Origin of the sequence: Streptococcus agalactiae (assembly GCF_949788565.1) — a bacterium.
Taxonomy (GTDB): domain Bacteria; phylum Bacillota; class Bacilli; order Lactobacillales; family Streptococcaceae; genus Streptococcus; species Streptococcus agalactiae.
The window spans coordinates 865,883-882,916 of record NZ_OX460931.1; the positions used below are offsets into that span (position 1 = coordinate 865,883).

The 17,034-nt window shown below is 34.8% G+C and carries 15 protein-coding genes; 14 read left to right on the plus strand and 1 reads right to left on the minus strand.

All coding sequences use genetic code 11. The features are described 5' to 3' along the window. The first annotated feature begins 92 nt into the window (after nucleotides 1-92). The 4 genes from gyrA to QOR44_RS04490 all read left to right on the plus strand — a co-directional run bounded on the left by gyrA (nucleotide 93) and on the right by QOR44_RS04490 (nucleotide 4,847). On the plus strand, nucleotides 93-2,552 hold the full coding sequence (gene gyrA, locus QOR44_RS04475; RefSeq protein ID WP_001152981.1) for a DNA gyrase subunit A: 2,460 nt from the start codon (nucleotides 93-95) through the stop codon (nucleotides 2,550-2,552). Nucleotides 2,553-2,558: 6 nt separating this feature from the next. Beyond that, complete coding sequence (locus QOR44_RS04480) at nucleotides 2,559-3,302, plus strand: class A sortase (protein ID WP_001244682.1); 744 nt, start codon at nucleotides 2,559-2,561, stop codon at nucleotides 3,300-3,302. A 15-nt stretch (nucleotides 3,303-3,317) separates the two neighbouring features. Further along, a complete protein-coding gene (gloA2, locus tag QOR44_RS04485; protein WP_000767937.1) occupies nucleotides 3,318-3,731 on the plus strand; it encodes an SMU1112c/YaeR family gloxylase I-like metalloprotein in 414 nt (137 codons plus the stop codon). A 153-nt stretch (nucleotides 3,732-3,884) separates the two neighbouring features. Then, nucleotides 3,885-4,847 (plus strand): DUF1002 domain-containing protein, encoded by a 963-nt coding sequence (locus QOR44_RS04490; RefSeq protein WP_000023418.1) that lies wholly within the window; start codon nucleotides 3,885-3,887, stop codon nucleotides 4,845-4,847. A gap of 63 nt (nucleotides 4,848-4,910) precedes the next feature. On the opposite strand, the gene QOR44_RS04495 is transcribed toward QOR44_RS04490, so the two are convergent. Next, on the minus strand, nucleotides 4,911-6,038 hold the full coding sequence (locus QOR44_RS04495) for a cation:proton antiporter (protein WP_000547446.1): 1,128 nt from the start codon (nucleotides 6,036-6,038) through the stop codon (nucleotides 4,911-4,913). A gap of 650 nt (nucleotides 6,039-6,688) precedes the next feature. Between QOR44_RS04495 and QOR44_RS04500 the strand changes: the two genes are divergently transcribed. The 10 genes from QOR44_RS04500 to QOR44_RS04545 all read left to right on the plus strand — a co-directional run bounded on the left by QOR44_RS04500 (nucleotide 6,689) and on the right by QOR44_RS04545 (nucleotide 16,983). Continuing rightward, on the plus strand, nucleotides 6,689-7,879 hold the full coding sequence (locus QOR44_RS04500) for an IS256-like element ISLgar5 family transposase (protein WP_000997693.1): 1,191 nt from the start codon (nucleotides 6,689-6,691) through the stop codon (nucleotides 7,877-7,879). Between the two features lie 133 nt (nucleotides 7,880-8,012). Beyond that, nucleotides 8,013-10,202 (plus strand): ATP-dependent nuclease, encoded by a 2,190-nt coding sequence (locus tag QOR44_RS04505; RefSeq protein WP_000470931.1) that lies wholly within the window; start codon nucleotides 8,013-8,015, stop codon nucleotides 10,200-10,202. Next, entirely contained in the window at nucleotides 10,199-11,992 is a 1,794-nt protein-coding gene (locus QOR44_RS04510) for an ATP-dependent helicase (protein ID WP_000181735.1), read from the plus strand. The genes QOR44_RS04505 and QOR44_RS04510 overlap by 4 nt, the downstream gene beginning before the upstream one ends. Nucleotides 11,993-12,191: 199 nt before the next feature. Then, complete coding sequence (locus QOR44_RS04515; RefSeq protein ID WP_000421279.1) at nucleotides 12,192-12,506, plus strand: YdcP family protein; 315 nt, start codon at nucleotides 12,192-12,194, stop codon at nucleotides 12,504-12,506. A gap of 20 nt (nucleotides 12,507-12,526) precedes the next feature. Then, nucleotides 12,527-12,904 carry a YdcP family protein gene (locus tag QOR44_RS04520; RefSeq protein WP_001234191.1) on the plus strand — a complete coding sequence of 126 codons (378 nt, stop codon included), beginning with the start codon at nucleotides 12,527-12,529 and terminating at the stop codon, nucleotides 12,902-12,904. A gap of 9 nt (nucleotides 12,905-12,913) precedes the next feature. Then, on the plus strand, nucleotides 12,914-13,687 hold the full coding sequence (locus tag QOR44_RS04525) for a Mom family adenine methylcarbamoylation protein (RefSeq protein WP_000185761.1): 774 nt from the start codon (nucleotides 12,914-12,916) through the stop codon (nucleotides 13,685-13,687). Nucleotides 13,688-13,708: 21 nt separating this feature from the next. Beyond that, nucleotides 13,709-15,112 carry an FtsK/SpoIIIE domain-containing protein gene (locus QOR44_RS04530; protein WP_001130244.1) on the plus strand — a complete coding sequence of 468 codons (1,404 nt, stop codon included), beginning with the start codon at nucleotides 13,709-13,711 and terminating at the stop codon, nucleotides 15,110-15,112. 181 nt (nucleotides 15,113-15,293) lie between these two features. Then, nucleotides 15,294-16,478: a MobT family relaxase gene (gene mobT / locus QOR44_RS04535; RefSeq protein ID WP_000426689.1), complete on the plus strand. Its 1,185-nt coding sequence runs from the start codon at nucleotides 15,294-15,296 to the stop codon at nucleotides 16,476-16,478. Beyond that, nucleotides 16,475-16,765: a hypothetical protein gene (locus tag QOR44_RS10335; RefSeq protein ID WP_000055376.1), complete on the plus strand. Its 291-nt coding sequence runs from the start codon at nucleotides 16,475-16,477 to the stop codon at nucleotides 16,763-16,765. Before mobT ends, QOR44_RS10335 begins: the two co-directional genes overlap by 4 nt. Further along, complete coding sequence (locus QOR44_RS04545; RefSeq protein ID WP_001009054.1) at nucleotides 16,762-16,983, plus strand: hypothetical protein; 222 nt, start codon at nucleotides 16,762-16,764, stop codon at nucleotides 16,981-16,983. The genes QOR44_RS10335 and QOR44_RS04545 overlap by 4 nt, the downstream gene beginning before the upstream one ends. The last annotated feature ends 51 nt before the right edge of the window (nucleotides 16,984-17,034 follow it).

Genomic DNA, 17,034 nt, shown 5'->3' on the forward strand with positions numbered 1-17,034 from the left:
TTGATATTTTTGATACCGATTTATCATCGCAATTTTACCTAAATTATGGTACAATGTAAGAGACTTACAGTGAAGAAAAGGGGCATTTTTTAATGCAAGATAAAAATTTAGTAGATGTTAATCTAACTAGTGAAATGAAAACGAGTTTTATCGATTACGCCATGAGTGTCATTGTTGCTCGTGCACTTCCAGATGTTAGAGATGGTTTAAAACCTGTTCATCGTCGTATTTTATATGGTATGAATGAACTAGGTGTGACACCTGATAAACCTCATAAGAAATCAGCACGTATTACTGGTGATGTTATGGGTAAATACCATCCACATGGTGATTCATCTATTTACGAAGCAATGGTGCGTATGGCACAATGGTGGTCATATCGTCATATGCTCGTTGATGGTCATGGAAACTTTGGTTCAATGGATGGGGATGGTGCTGCCGCACAGCGTTATACAGAAGCACGTATGAGTAAAATTGCTCTTGAGATGCTTCGTGATATCAATAAAAATACAGTTGATTTTCAAGATAACTATGATGGCAGTGAACGTGAACCTCTTGTTTTACCAGCGCGTTTCCCTAATTTATTAGTCAATGGTGCAACTGGTATTGCTGTAGGTATGGCAACAAATATTCCACCACATAATCTAGGTGAGTCTATAGATGCTGTCAAGTTGGTTATGGATAACCCTGATGTTACTACACGGGAGTTAATGGAAGTTATTCCTGGTCCAGATTTTCCTACTGGTGCCTTGGTGATGGGACGTTCAGGTATTCACCGTGCCTATGAAACTGGAAAGGGATCAATTGTCTTACGTTCACGGACTGAAATTGAAACAACTTCAAATGGGAAAGAGCGTATTGTTGTCACAGAGTTTCCATATGGTGTTAATAAAACAAAAGTACACGAGCATATTGTACGTTTAGCACAAGAAAAGCGTATTGAAGGTATTACTGCTGTTCGTGATGAATCAAGTCGTGAAGGCGTTCGTTTTGTTATTGAAGTTCGTCGTGATGCTTCAGCAAATGTGATTTTAAATAATCTTTTCAAATTAACTAGCTTGCAGACAAATTTTAGCTTCAATATGCTTGCTATTGAAAAAGGTGTTCCAAAAATTTTGTCATTACGACAAATCATTGATAACTATATTGAACACCAAAAGGAAGTTATTGTTCGTCGTACTCAGTTTGACAAAGCTAAAGCAGAAGCCCGTGCTCATATCTTAGAAGGTTTACTTGTGGCGCTTGATCACTTGGATGAAGTTATCACAATTATTCGTAATAGTGAGACAGACACCATTGCTCAAGCAGAGTTGATGTCACGTTTTGAATTATCGGAGCGTCAGAGTCAAGCTATTTTAGATATGCGTCTTCGTCGTTTAACTGGATTAGAACGCGATAAAATCCAATCAGAATACAATGACTTACTAGCTTTAATTGCTGATTTAGCAGATATCTTAGCTAAGCCTGAACGTGTTGTTACCATTATAAAAGAAGAGATGGATGAGGTTAAGCGTAAGTATGCTGATGCCCGTCGTACAGAATTAATGGTTGGTGAAGTTTTATCACTTGAAGATGAAGACCTTATTGAGGAAGAAGATGTTCTTATTACTCTCTCAAACAAGGGATATATCAAGCGTCTCGCTCAAGATGAGTTTAGAGCACAAAAACGTGGAGGACGCGGTATTCAAGGGACTGGAGTTAATAACGATGATTTTGTTCGTGAATTGGTTTCAACAAGTACTCACGATACTGTGCTTTTCTTTACAAATTTAGGGCGTGTGTATCGTTTGAAAGCATATGAAATTCCAGAATATGGACGTACAGCTAAAGGTCTCCCTATCGTTAACCTTTTAAAACTTGACGAAGGTGAAACAATTCAAACAATTATTAATGCTAGAAAAGAAGATGTCGCTAATAAATATTTCTTTTTCACAACTCAGCAAGGTATAGTGAAACGTACAAGTGTTTCTGAATTTAGTAACATTCGTCAAAATGGACTTCGTGCTATTAATTTGAAAGAGAATGACGAGTTGATTAACGTCCTCTTGATTGACGAAAATGAAGATGTTATTATCGGGACACGTACAGGCTACTCTGTTCGCTTCAAAGTGAACGCTGTACGTAATATGGGACGCACAGCGACTGGGGTACGAGGCGTTAATCTTCGTGAAGGTGATAAAGTTGTGGGAGCTTCTCGTATCGTTAATGGACAAGAAGTACTGATCATCACTGAAAAAGGTTATGGCAAGAGAACAGAAGCTTCGGAATATCCTACAAAGGGTCGTGGTGGTAAAGGAATAAAAACCGCTAATATTACTGCTAAAAATGGGCCATTAGCACGCTTAGTGACGATTAATGGAAATGAGGACATCATGGTCATTACAGATACAGGCGTTATTATTCGAACCAATGTTGCTAATATTTCTCAAACTGGTCGTTCTACTATGGGTGTTAAAGTGATGAGACTTGATCAAGAAGCTAAAATCGTTACTGTTGCGCTAGTGGAACAAGAAATTGAAGATAAGTCTAATATAGAGGATACAAAAGAATAGGAAGTTATGCGTAATAAAAAAAAATCACATGGTTTCTTTAACTTTGTTAGATGGTTATTGGTTGTATTGCTAATTATTGTTGGGTTGGCTTTGGTGTTCAATAAACCAATTCGCAATGCTTTCATAGCTCATCAATCAAATCATTATCAAATTTCACGAGTTAGTAAAAAAACAATTGAAAAAAATAAGAAATCTAAAACAAGTTATGACTTTTCATCAGTCAAATCTATTAGTACAGAATCGATTTTATCTGCTCAAACGAAATCACATAATTTGCCTGTAATAGGAGGGATTGCTATACCAGATGTCGAAATCAATCTCCCAATTTTCAAAGGACTAGGCAATACAGAGTTGAGTTATGGTGCAGGAACGATGAAGGAAAACCAGATTATGGGAGGCCAAAATAACTATGCCTTAGCTAGTCACCATGTCTTTGGTTTGACAGGTTCTTCTAAGATGCTCTTTTCGCCTTTAGAACATGCTAAGAAAGGTATGAAAGTTTACCTCACTGATAAAAGCAAAGTATACACTTACACTATTACTGAAATTTCAAAGGTAACACCAGAACATGTTGAGGTTATTGATGATACACCTGGCAAGAGCCAACTCACTTTAGTGACCTGTACGGATCCAGAAGCCACAGAACGTATTATTGTGCATGCTGAATTAGAAAAAACAGGTGAATTTTCAACAGCAGATGAGTCGATATTAAAAGCATTTTCGAAAAAATATAATCAAATTAATCTCTAGAAGGTAGTTAGAATTATGAAATTAAAGGCTGTTCATCATATTGCGATAATTGTTTCTGACTATGAAAAGTCAAAAGACTTCTATGTTAATAAGCTAGGTTTTGAAATTATTCGTGAAAACCATCGTCCGGAGCGTCATGACTATAAATTAGATTTACGGTGCGGTGATATTGAGCTTGAAATATTTGGAAATCGTCTTGATGATCCAGAATATGAAACTCCTCCTCAGAGAATAGGTAGGCCGAATTGGCCACGTGAAGCATGTGGTTTACGACACCTTGCCTTTTACGTTCCAGATGTGGAAGCGTACAAGGTAGAACTGGAGAATTTAGGAATTTTTGTAGAGCCTATTCGTTACGATGATTATACTGGCAAAAAGATGACCTTTTTCTTTGATCCAGATGGTTTACCTTTAGAATTACATGAATAATAAACAAAGTTGCGTGGATACGCAACTTTGTTTTAATTTACTGAATAATTTTATATTCAAGAAGTTTTTTAAAGAAATAAGTAAGTTAATCATGGTATAATGTAAGGTATGAAAAGAATTGAAAAGGAATTATTTTGAAATGAGGATACTAAAATGAGTATTAAAAAGCTATTGTTTGCAGGCCTTGCTTTTATTTTATTTACCCTAGCGAGTCCAGCATATGCTGCATCAGATGTTCAGAAAGTTATTGATGAAACTTATGTTCAACCTGATTATGTCTTAGGTTATTCGCTAAATCAAGAACAGCGTGCACAGACATTACAACTTCTGAATTATGATGAATCTAGAGACACGAAAGTTAAAACGCTAAATACTAGCTCATATGCTAAAATAATGAATATAGCTGATGATGCAAGCATCCAATTATATTCATCTGTTAAAATAAAAAAATTAGGGTCTAACGATACCTTAGCAGTAAACATTGTTACACCTGAGAATATTACTAAAGTTACAGAAGATATGTATCGCAATGCTGCAGTTACATTAGGTATTGAGCATGCAACGATATCAGTGGCTGCTCCAATAAAAGTAACTGGAGAGAGTGCTCTTGCAGGTATCTATTATTCATTAGAGAAAAATGGAGCAAGTGTATCGTCGGAAAATAAACAACTAGCACAAGAAGAGTTAAGTACTTTATCTGGTATTAATGCTGAGAATAAGGGTAAGGAAGGTTATGACGCCGACAAGCTTAATGTAGCTTTAACGGATATTAAGTCAGCCGTAGCTAAAGGAGGATCTGATCTTTCAAAAGATGATATTCGAAAAATTGTTGAGGAAACATTGAAAAATTATCATCTTGATAACGCTGTAACAGAAAATCAAATAAATTTAATTGTTAATTTTGCAGTTAATCTTTCACAAAGTAATGTCATCAAAAATAGTGATTTCACGAACACCTTGAATAATTTGAAAGACAACATTGTTTCGAAAGCAGGATCTAAATTTAAAAATATCAATGTCAATTTTAATGCTAATAAAGCTGTTGAATCAGGTAAGGGATTTTTAGCTAATATTTGGCAACAAATTGTTAATTTTTTCCAGCAGTTTGGTAGTTAATAAAAAAGTCTAGCTTATAAGCTAGACTTTTTTTATCCTAAATAAATGTTTGTGTTTTTTTAACTAATCTTTAAATGAATATTTAAGAATAAATGGCGCAATAATAGTTGATAGTATAACAACAATAACAAGCTCGGAATAAGTAGTGCTTGAAATAATTTTAGCAGCTAATCCAACTTGAACTATAATGAGAGCCATCTCGCCACGACTGACCATTCCACCACCAATTGTTAAAGATTCTAATTTTGAAAAATTAAACCCTCGACCGACAAAGTACCCTGGAATTAATTTTGATAAAACAGCCAAAGCAGTAAAGATTAATATCGTGTGAAGGTGAGACATCATTCCATCGAATTTAAGAGGTAGTGCAATTGAAGCGAAGAAAATTGGGATAAAGAAGGTGTAACTAAGAAGTGAAATTTTATGTTCTACCTTATCAACAAAAGAAGTTTGTCCAATAGCTAATCCTGCAAAAAACGAACCAATGATAGAACTCATTCCAACTTTATCAGCTAAAATCGATAGAGAAAAACAGATAAGGATAGCAAGAATAGTGTATTTCTCAAAGAAATGGACCTTTTCGATTAATTTGAAAAGAGCAGGTACAAGGTATTTCATACAAATAAATAAGAAAACAAAGAATAACAATTGAATGATAATTTGTAATCCGATATTAGAAGAGCTTCCATTTGTTGCAATAAAGACACTTAGAAGCAAAACAGCTAAGACATCATCAGCAACAGCAGCACCTAAAATAATAGCACCAGTATCTGTTTTTACACGATTGTATTCTTGTAAAACTTCAACTGTGATAGAAATACTAGTTGCAGCAAATACGAGCCCGTAAAAGATAGCAGTATTGATTTGGAACCCAAACAAGCGTGTCAAGAAGTAGAAGAGAGCCATAGGAACAATAACACCAGTAATTGCGACTAGTAGACTGGGCTTAAGATACTTCTTTAAAAGATCAAAATTAGCTTCAAGACCTGCTAAAAACATGAGTAAGATAACACCAATTTCTGACAGGACGTGTAATACCTGATTTTGATGAACAAGTCCTAGCATTGCAGGTCCGATGATGATACCTACAAGCAGTTGTCCAACAACAGCCGGTATTCCAATTCTTTTTGAAATAAGAGTTGCAAGAACGCTTGCCAACAAAATGATTGTAATTTGAATGATAATATGCATTTTTTCCTCCTAATATTAATAAAATGATATCAATCATATTGTACTGAATATTTAGAATACCATTTTTTAAGCCTAAAATCTAGGAATATTTCTTTTCTGCCTTTTTCATATTATTATCAAGAAAATGGAAAAATATACTGAAAAATATTCATTTTAAGAATAATGAACTTGTAACTATCGAACTATATAAAAATGATATTTTAAGTGTAAGTATCCCTTATTCAAGAAATAAGAGTAAAAAAACTTAGCTACTTAAAGTAGCTAAGTTTTTATTCCCACTCTGTTTTCAACGTAAAGTGTATAAAACAGAATGCGATACTATCAAGGGAGTTAAAACAATATACAGAACAGTAAAACACTATAAATAAAAATAAAAGTGCAATAAAAGTGCAATTTTTGCACCTAATCATACTCTGTTTATATATGAAAACTAGATTCTGAATCCAATATTTGGTTAACGAGAGGCGTTCGAATTTGAACGTCTTTTATATATTACTTTCAAATAAATATGAGGTAGAATACTATCTATTTTCTTTTTAACCCAATTGTTATAATGGAGAGTGTAAAATATTTTGTGTAAATAGAAAAAAGGAAGTCCCTTCTGTAGAATAGAGTTACCACAACACATTCACAGAAGAGAGGACTTCCCTATGAACGATTTTACTACAGAAATTCTAAAGACTCTAGCGAACAAAGGCGATTTGAATGAATTATTCCGTGTCCATTTGGAGAAAGCAGTCAATACGCTTCTCAAAACGGAGTTAACGGCTTTCCTAGATTACGAAAAGTATGATCGCATTGGTTTTAACACGGGTAATTCTCGTAACGGCTCCTATGACCGTACGGTCAAGACCGAGTATGGGGAACTTCATCTCCAGATTCCGCGCGACCGCAATGGTGAGTTCAAGCAACAGACTGTTCCTGCTTATAGACGGACGAATGACACGTTAGAGGAGACCGTCATTCACCTCTTCCGAAAAGGTATTACCATGTCGGAAATCGCAGACTTGATTGAGAAAATGTATGGGCATTACTACACGCCCCAAACCATGTCCAATATAACAAAATCATTTACAGAAGAGGTAACGGCGTTTAAAGGGCGGGAGCTTCATGACCGTTATGCTGCTATTTATATGGACGCAACGTATATTCCGTTAAAGCGGAAAACCGTCGCCAAGGAAGCTATTCATATCGCAGTTGGCATTCGCCCGGACGGATCAAAGGAAGTATTGAGCTATGCGATTGCACCGACTGAATCCATCACGATTTGGGAGGAAATTTTATTGGACCTTCAAGAGCGCGGTTTGAAAAATGTCCTCCTGTTCATCACGGATGGCTTAAAGGGGATGGTAGGAGCGATTAGTCGGTTCTATCCCAAAGCTCGTTTTCAACATTGTTGTGTACACGTTTCCCGTAATATCAGTCACAAAGTGCGTGTCGATGATCGTAAGGAAGTCTGTGATGATTTTAAAATGGTGTATCAAGCCTCATCTAAAGAGGTGGCGTTGGAAGCACGTGGTGCTTTTGCGGAAAAAAGGAAAACCAGCTATCCAAAAGTGGTTGAATCGATTCTTTCGAACGATCACTTGCTCACTTTCTATGATTTCCCCTTGGCCATACGCAAGAGTATTTATTCTACGAACTTGATTGAATCCTTTAATAAGCAAATCAAGAAATACAGCCACCGCAAGGAACAGTTCCAAAACGAAGAGTCGATGGAACGTTTCTTAGTCTCGTCTTTTGATACTTACAACCAAAAATTCCTAGGTCGCAGTCATAAAGGCTTTCAACAGGCCGAAGGCGAACTTGAACAAATGCTAAGCCAACTGATTGAGAATTAGAAACAATCTGCAGTAGGGAAGAATCATTTACACAAAATTATTGACGCTCCCTTATAATGAGAACTTTTACTAACATAATTTATGATAAACTTACTATATAATCATATTAATTAAATAGTTAGGAGATCTGCTTATGTTTATATCTACTCTTCAAATTCGAAATTTTAGAAATTATGAATCCGAAATCTTTCGATTCGATAATGAGACAAATACTATTATAGGTGAGAATGATTCAGGGAAAACCAATGCTCTTACTGCATTGAGAATCTTATTAGATGATAGTTATTACTATAGTAGTAAAACACTGAAAGAATCAGATTTTTTTCATGGAATTCAAAATGGGTGGCAAGGGCATTGGATTATTATCTCTGCGACATTTGAAGGAATCAGCGAAGAAGAATTTGACAATGAGATTTGTGCTTCCATTTCTTTAAATTCTGAAAGTCAAACAATCTTAGAAGAATTGATTTCAAATGCAGATAAAGGTGTAGGTAGTATTTCTCTATTTATTAGACCTAACAAAGCTATTAGAAAGCAATTATTTGATATTTCCACTGAATTAGACTCTCATCAATTTAACGAATTTAGAAATTCTATTCGTCTATCCGACTATGAATTTTACTACACATCTAAATCAAATCTAAATTTCTGTATCAATGAAAATTATGATAAATTGGTAGGAAGACTCAATGACAATATAGCTAGTAATCCTGAAGAAGACGATGAAGCTCTTTTGGGCTCAAGAATTGACATGTCAGATATTTTCAAGCATATTTCGGTTGTTTATGTTGACGCTCTTCGAGATGTTCTTAGAGAAATGAAAAACAATCGAAACCCTGTCAAAAGAATCATGGAAACAATTGAATCAAAAATATCATCAGATAATGTTGAGTCATTAAAAACAATTATACAGCAATTAAATGAGACTATTACCAGTGTTCCTGAAATTAGGAAAATTGGCGAAAATATTAATCGGCAACTAAATAGCATAATTGGTTCAGTGTATTCTCCTAATCTTCTTCTTTCCTCAACTATGTCAGATGATATGGGTTCTTTAGCAAAATTTCTTTCAATGAAGCCAGAACAAAATATCGACTTAGACTTACTAGGGTTAGGACATCTAAATATGATTTATTTAGCTTTGAAAATAGTCGAATTTGAAGCGTGTCGTTCAAGAGAACTACTTAATATTATGTTGATTGAAGAACCAGAAGCTCATATTCATCATCATATTCAAAAAACTCTGTTCGAAGGATTAAATCTTCAAAAAAACTATACTCAGATTCTCATGACCACACATTCTGTACATTTAGCTGAAGTGTCTGAAATATCTCGGATGAATGTATTAAAATCGTTTAATGGCAAATCTATCGTTATGAATCCAGCAAATAATCTGAACTCATTTGCTAAAGAAAAGTTAAAAAAGAACAATCTAAATCTAATAAACGCAGTAGAGAGATATTTAGATGTTAAAAGAAATGGATTGCTTTTTTCTAAAGGTGTTATCTTAGTTGAAGGAGATGCTGAAGAAATACTTATTCCTCAAATAGTAAAAAAATTATTTGGTATAAACTTAGACGAACTTGGAATAGGTTTGATTAATGTTGGTAGTACTTCGTTTGAATATATCGCTAGCTTGTTTGACGATGATAGAATACAGAGAAAGTGTGCTATTGTAACTGATTTAGATGAACAGGCAATCCCATCAGAACATCGATTGTATAAAAGCACTGCACAAGAGAAAGGTCAAGCAAGAAAAGAAAAATTATCCTCCCTTTTTAATGAAAACAATTGGGTTAATTGTTTTTATGCTAATACAACATTTGAAATTGAGTTTTTAGATGTGAATAAAGAAAATATTCTAACTTATGTCAGTCCAATTATAGATGACGCATTCAAAGATAAAAAAACAATAACTGCTTATAAAGAAGAAATACAAAGTGAACAATATTTAGAAAGAAATTTAGCGATGTTAAAACTAGCCAATCATGTTGGTAAGGGGTGGTTTGCAATTGAGTTAGGTGAAAAAATTGACTTTTTAATCAAAATTCCTAAGTATATTCTTAATGCTATTGCTTTTGCATGTCAGGAAATAGTAGATCTCTCAATTTATAAAAAAATTCTACTCCATACAATCGACTTGTACGAGGAAACTACAGAATTGTCAGCTTTATCAGCTAGTTTAAAAACAAGTGATACAGCTGATTTGAATATAGCAATAATTTCTTTATTAGAGTACTTTGGTAAAGATGAGGATGTTGTGTATCTAATCAATCAGATAGAAAATTACACAAAAATACTTTATGCTGAGGTTTCAAAATGACAAATATCTTCGAAAAAATCGTAAATGATTTAAATTTAGAACAAAAAGATGTTGTGGAAAGTGAAGATAACCTTTATGTAAATGCATGTCCTGGGAGTGGGAAAACAAGGGTACTTACAAGGAAAATTGCTTACCAAGCAATTAAACACGATGGATCACTAAAAAGAATAATTGCTATCACATACACTAATAGAGCTGCTGAAGAAATTAAGGAACGCCTAAGTTTACTTAGTATAGATGATGATATTAATATTTGGGTGGGGACAATACATCAGTTTTGTCTTGAATTTATTATTTATCCTTTTAAAATGAATCTCTCAAGAGTATCAAAAGGATTTACAATTATTGATGATTATACTCAAAGAGCTTACGTCAGCCAAATTAATAATATGCTGAATTTAAATCTCAAAACGTATGAACTGAACAAAATTGATTTGTCACTTTCTCATGATTTTAAAATTAATGAAGTTCAGTATACTCAAGTTTCTGAAATGTATCACACTATGTTGGAAAAAAATAAAGAAATTGATTTTGATATGATTTTACTAGTAGCGTATAAAATTTTAACTGTAAACAGTAACGTTGCACGTAATATTGCTAGTAATATAAGGGCGATTTATGTGGATGAATTTCAAGATACTAGAGAATTACAATACAATGTAATAGCTAAATTACTTCAAAACAACCCTCAAATTCAGTCAATGTTTGTTGGAGATATTGACCAAGCAATTTATGGATCATTAGATGGTATAGCTAAATCAGTTGAAGAACTAGAAATGCTAACTAGTCACACTTTTCAATCAAAGACGCTACATGGCTGTTACAGGTCTAATCAGAGATTAGTAGACTTCTACTCTAATTTTCAGAGTTGTCCTTACGAGATTGAAAGCAGAGGGAATAATAAAAACGACCGTGGTTTTATAAGTTATGATTGCAAAGTTACTAAGGAGGATTTACCCAACATAATAAAAAATATAATAAAGGAAAAGATTGAAAGCGGCATTCATGAAAAAGATATTTGTGTACTTGCTCCTCAACACTATCCTCTGTTTTCACTGGGTGAGTATTTAAAGAAAGAATTACCGTATTGCAATTTTGATGCTATAAATATATCACCAATTAAGGTAAATAATCATAGTTTATTTTTCAAGTTAGCAATTTTGTACTTTACTGAATCAGGTGAAAAGGTTCGAAGAAGAAAGCTAATTGCAAACGATATTTTAATTATATTAAAAAATGAATTTGGAATAGAAGTTAAAGATTATTTTATTGACTTAGATTTATTACAGCTAATAAACAGTGTGAAAAGAATGTATAGTGGAGACGACAACGGTGTTGATTTATACAAATTTGTTACCAAACATATATTTGTTAATCTTAATATTGACGAGAAAAATTACCCGTCTATTTTTAAGCACTATCTATTTTTTATTAACGAAGTAGAAGATCGGATAAAAAATAATTCATTATCTAGTAGTGTATCTAGTTTTAAGAAGATGTTTAAATCTCGAGATGGTATCACACTTACTACAGCACATAAAGTTAAAGGAAATGAGTATGATACTGTTATCGCTATTAATCTTCTAAACGGGAAAATTCCTCATTGGAATGAAATTTTTAATGTTTCTGATAAAGGAATTAGTTCAGCGAGAAAACTACTATACGTAATTTGTTCAAGAGCAAAAAATAATTTATTTCTTTTCTCAGAGGTGGGTTATTTTACGAGTAAAGGAGACTTGCTTTATCCCACTCAATTATTAGATAAAATAGAATTTGATTATAATATTTAAAATACCTAGGTAGTCGTTGTTTTAAATATAGTAGGAATCGGACGCTCAGTACGGAGCGTCTATTTTTTTACCCAATTTTGAAAGGAAGTGAACTTATGAAAATAAAAAATCAAGAATCAAAAGGTCGCTCTCCCCCCTTTAAAACCATCACACAAATAAGATTCATTCAAACATAAAAACAGAAAGGATAGGTAAAAATATGGAACTTAAATATGTCATTCCCAATATGGAAAAAACATTTGGACAATTAGAATATGCTGGTGAAGGGAACATTGAACAACGTCGAATAAATGGCAGACCAACCATTCTCTCTCGTAGTTACAATTTATACTCAACGATTCAACGAGCAGATGATATTGTTGTCATTCTTCCCTCCGAAGCTGGCGAGAAACATTTTGAATCCGACGAAAAAGTCAAACTCATCAACCCACATATTACCGCAGAAGGTTATAAAATTGGCAATCGAGGATTTACCAATTACATTATGCACGCAGACGATATGGTAAAAGCATAAGAAAGGAAAGGTGAAAAAATATGAGATTAGCAGAAGGTATTGTGATTGAAAAAGACCAGACATTTGGCACATTGAAATTTTCCGCCTTGCGTCGTGAGGTTCGTATCCAGAATGAAGATGGTACGGTTTCCGAAGAAATTAAAGAACGTACCTATGACTTAAAATCAAAAGGACAAGGACGCATGATACAAGTCAGTATCCCCGCTTCTGTTCCTTTGAAAGAATTTGACTACAACGCAGAAGTGGAATTAATCAATCCTGTGGCAGATACCGTAGCGACGGCTACTTTTCGAGGGGCAGACGTTGATTGGTACGTGAAAGCAGACGATCTTGTATTAAAAGGACAGACAAAACCTCATCAGAAATATAAAAAAGAAGCGTCCGAAAGTGAAAAATAGGTGTTGCTTATGACAAACACACCATTGATTTTGAAAGAAATTCCGAAAGATGAAGCCATTTCTTTTATTCGGCAATACCATTATTCAAAGATACTCCCTAGATTGTGTAAATACTTTCTAGGGATTTTTTCAGAAGAAAAATTATTAGGCGTTGTGGAATTAGGCTGGGGTACGCAACCCCTACAAACCATACGCAAACTCTTTCCCGACAGTTCCCTTCAAACCACAGATTATTTAGAAATTGGAAAGATGTGTTTTCTTCCAGAAATGAATCAAACCAATTATTTTGGCAGTCAAGCTCTTTCAGCTCTAATTAAGTGGTTGAAAGAACATACGGACTGTCATTTTTTATATACACTGGCAGATGGAATTGAGGGAAAATGTGGCTATGTCTATCAAGCGTCCAACTTCTTTTACTGCGGGTATTTCAAGACAAGTGTCTATCGTGATAAGCAGTCATGGGAAAAGATACACCCTCGAAGTGCTCGCCTTTTATTAGAGGAAAATGCTCGCTTTGAACAGGTAGAGAAAAAGCATTGGCTTTCCCAGGCATTTTGCGAATACAAAGGGATTGAGAAAATCAATGGACGCATGTTTCGCTATCTCTATCCGTTGACAAAAGAAGCGAAAAAACTGTTAGGACACACTCTCTATCGACGTCATTATTATCCGAAAGAAAAAAATTTACGCTTTGAAAAGCGAATCGCTTATCAGAAATATGAAGCCATTTCTCAACCAACTTTTGATAAACAGGCTCGTATCTACAATACACAATTATTTTGATAGGTGGAAAGGAGGATTTTTATGCCATTGCTTCATGACAGAGGAGAGCGAATCAAAGCCAACGATAAGCACTTGGTCTATCATTTTGTACTAATTTCATTGCTGGTAGTTTTTCTAGTCGTCCTACTCCCTTTTCATTGGAGAGCGTTACAATCGGTGAACTGGCAAGCAGTTCAGTTAGATACATTTTTCTATCAACTTCATACGCCATACTTTTGGAGCAGTATTCTCACTGCTCTTTTTGTATGCGGACTTATCAGCTGGCTTTATTATCACTATCGTATAGATTCTATAAAACAGTTAGAGCACCGTCAAAAGTTAGCTCGTATGATTTTAGAAAATCATTGGTATGAAGCCGAAGAAACTCAATCAGAGGGATTCTTTAAAGATTTACCCAGCAAGAAAACCAAACAACGAATCCGCCATTTTCCTAAAATATATTATCGAATGAAAGATGGACTAATCCATATTCATGTAGAAATCACCTTAGGGAAATATCAAGATCAGCTTTTGCACCTAGAAAACAAACTAGAAACAGGATTGTATTGTGAATTAGTGGAAAAAACGTTGAAAGATTCTTATGTAGAGTATGTCCTACTTTATGATACTATTGGCAATCGAATTGGCATTGAAGACGTGGTAGCTCAAGATGGACGTGTCAAATTGATGGAATCGGTCTATTGGGAGTTCGATTCTCTCCCTCACATGTTAATTGCTGGGGGCACTGGTAGTGGAAAATCCTATTTTATTCTCACATTGATTGAATCTCTCCTGCATACAAATGCAAAGCTTTATATTCTTGACCCTAAAAATGCTGATTTGGCAGACTTAGGGGCGGTCATGAATAATGTCTATTACCGTAAAGAAGATATGTTGGCATGTATCAATCAATTTTACGAAGATATGATTGATCGCAGTGAAACCATGAAACAACACCCTAACTATAAAACAGGAGAAAATTATGCTTATCTTGGTTTGTCTGCCAATTTTCTTATTTTTGATGAATATGTGGCAATGATGGATATGCTAGGTCGTGAAAGTACCACCGTTATTCATAAACTCAAACAAATTGTAATGTTAGGACGACAAGCAGGCTTCTTTTTAATTCTTGCCTGTCAACGTCCAGACGCAAAATATTTTAGTGATGGGATTCGGGACAACTTTAACTTCCGTGTGGCTTTGGGTCGTATGTCTGAAATGGGCTTTGGTATGATGTTCGGAAGCGATACACAAAAACAATTTTTCTTAAAACCCATCAAGGGAAGAGGTTACGTGGATACAGGAAAAAGTGTGATTAGTGAGTTTTATACACCCCTTGTACCAAAAAGGTACGATTTCTTAGGAGAAATAGGAAAAGTCATTCAAAAAAAGCAATCTGAGCCTGTACCGCACGAAGTGAAAGGTACAGGTTCAGACTTGCTTTGACTGGTGTGGCGTTAGCCACGCCAATCCTTTAGCCCCCTCTATCTAACAGGGGGGCACAAATACAACTGAAAACAGGCAATTCTCATCAACCAATGTTGATGGTACAAAGGATTGCGGAAAATATGAAAGGTGTAAACTCAAGGGTCATAGTTTACATCTTTTTTAGATTGGAGGTTTGCGAATGGAAAACGAAAAAATTTGGATTAAGGAATTGAAAGAAAAGCGACTGGCTTATGGCGTTTCTCAAAATAAACTGGCGGTTGCTTCTCATATTACCAGACCTTACCTATCGGATATTGAAACAGGCAAGGCAGTCCCTACTCAACAGGTGAAAGAAGATTTACTGAACGCTTTGGAACGCTTCAATCCCGATAACCCATTGGAGATGTTATTCGACTATGTACGGATTCGATTCCCTACCAATGATGTGGCTCAAATTATCGGTGAGGTTTTACGTTTGAATATGGATTATATGCTACACGAAGACTTTGGCTATTATTCTTATCCCGAACACTATCGTTTCGGTGATATTGTTGTCCTAGTCTCTCATGATGTAAGTAAAGGTGTTTTATTAGAACTGAAAGGAAAAGGCTGTCGGCAATTTGAAAACTTTCTATTGGCTCAACATCGGAGCTGGTATGATTTCTTTCAAGATTGCATGGAACATAAAGGTATTTTCAAACGCTTGGATTTAGCTATCAACGATAAAACAGGGATTTTGAATATTCCAGATTTGGCAAAGAAATGTAAACAGGAAGAATGCATTTCCGTCTTTCGAAGCTTTAAAAATTATCGCAGTGGTGAATTGGTTCACCGTGATGAAAAACCATACATGGGAAACACACTTTATATTGGCTCATTAAAAAGTGAAGTCTATTTCTGTATATATGAGAAAGATTATGAGCAATACGTGAAAAATGATGTTCCCTTAGAAGACGCAGAAGTAAAGAATCGGTTTGAAATTCGGTTAAAAAATGACCGAGCCACCCAAGCCATGAAAGATTTATTGGCACATCAACAGGCGGAAAAAACAGCCTTTGAAATTATCAATCGCTATATCCGCTTTGCAGATAAAGACGACACTAAACGTCGGAGTGATTGGAAAACTAATGAACGTTGGGAATGGTTTATCGGTAAAAATCGTGGAGCATTACGCCTAACCACACAGCCAGAGCCTTATTCTTTTGAACGAACATTGAACTGGTTACATCATCAAGTCGCCCCTACATTAAAAATCGCAAGCATTTTAGATGTTCTCAACGGTACAACCATTATCTCCACCATGATTCAGGAAGCCAAACTGACAGAAAAACATGAGAAATTAATTGAACAACAACATCTAGCCATGGAGGATTTGATTACATGAGCCTTTTAACAAAAGAATTAAAGAAGTTAGGGTTTCAGTGTGGCATTGAGTTTCAAGCGTATATACAAAATACAGGGAAATATACGTCTCTCATTATTGAGGGAAAACGGCAAGCTGGTGATACCATCTATACCTATGATTTTTACAAGGTGAGATTTTATAATAATTATACCAATCGAGTAACCGTCTATGGAGAGCATTTAACCCCTTTTCAATTATTAAGGCGTGTAAAAAGCTATATCTATTATCGAGAAAAATATCTTAAGGAAAGGAGGACAATCACATGAATTTTGGGCAGAATTTGTACAACTGGTTCTTGGATAATGCACAGTCATTGGTATTGTTAGCGATTGTTGTCATTGGACTGTTTTTAGGTTTTAAACGAGAATTTTCAAAACTCATTGGCTTCTTGATTATTGCTCTAATCGCCGTCGGACTTGTGTTCAATGCAGCTGGCGTGAAAGATGTGTTATTAAACTTATTTAACCGAATCATTGGTGCTTAACAGATATTTTTCATGATAAAATAGGAAGTATATATTTTGTTATGAAAGGAT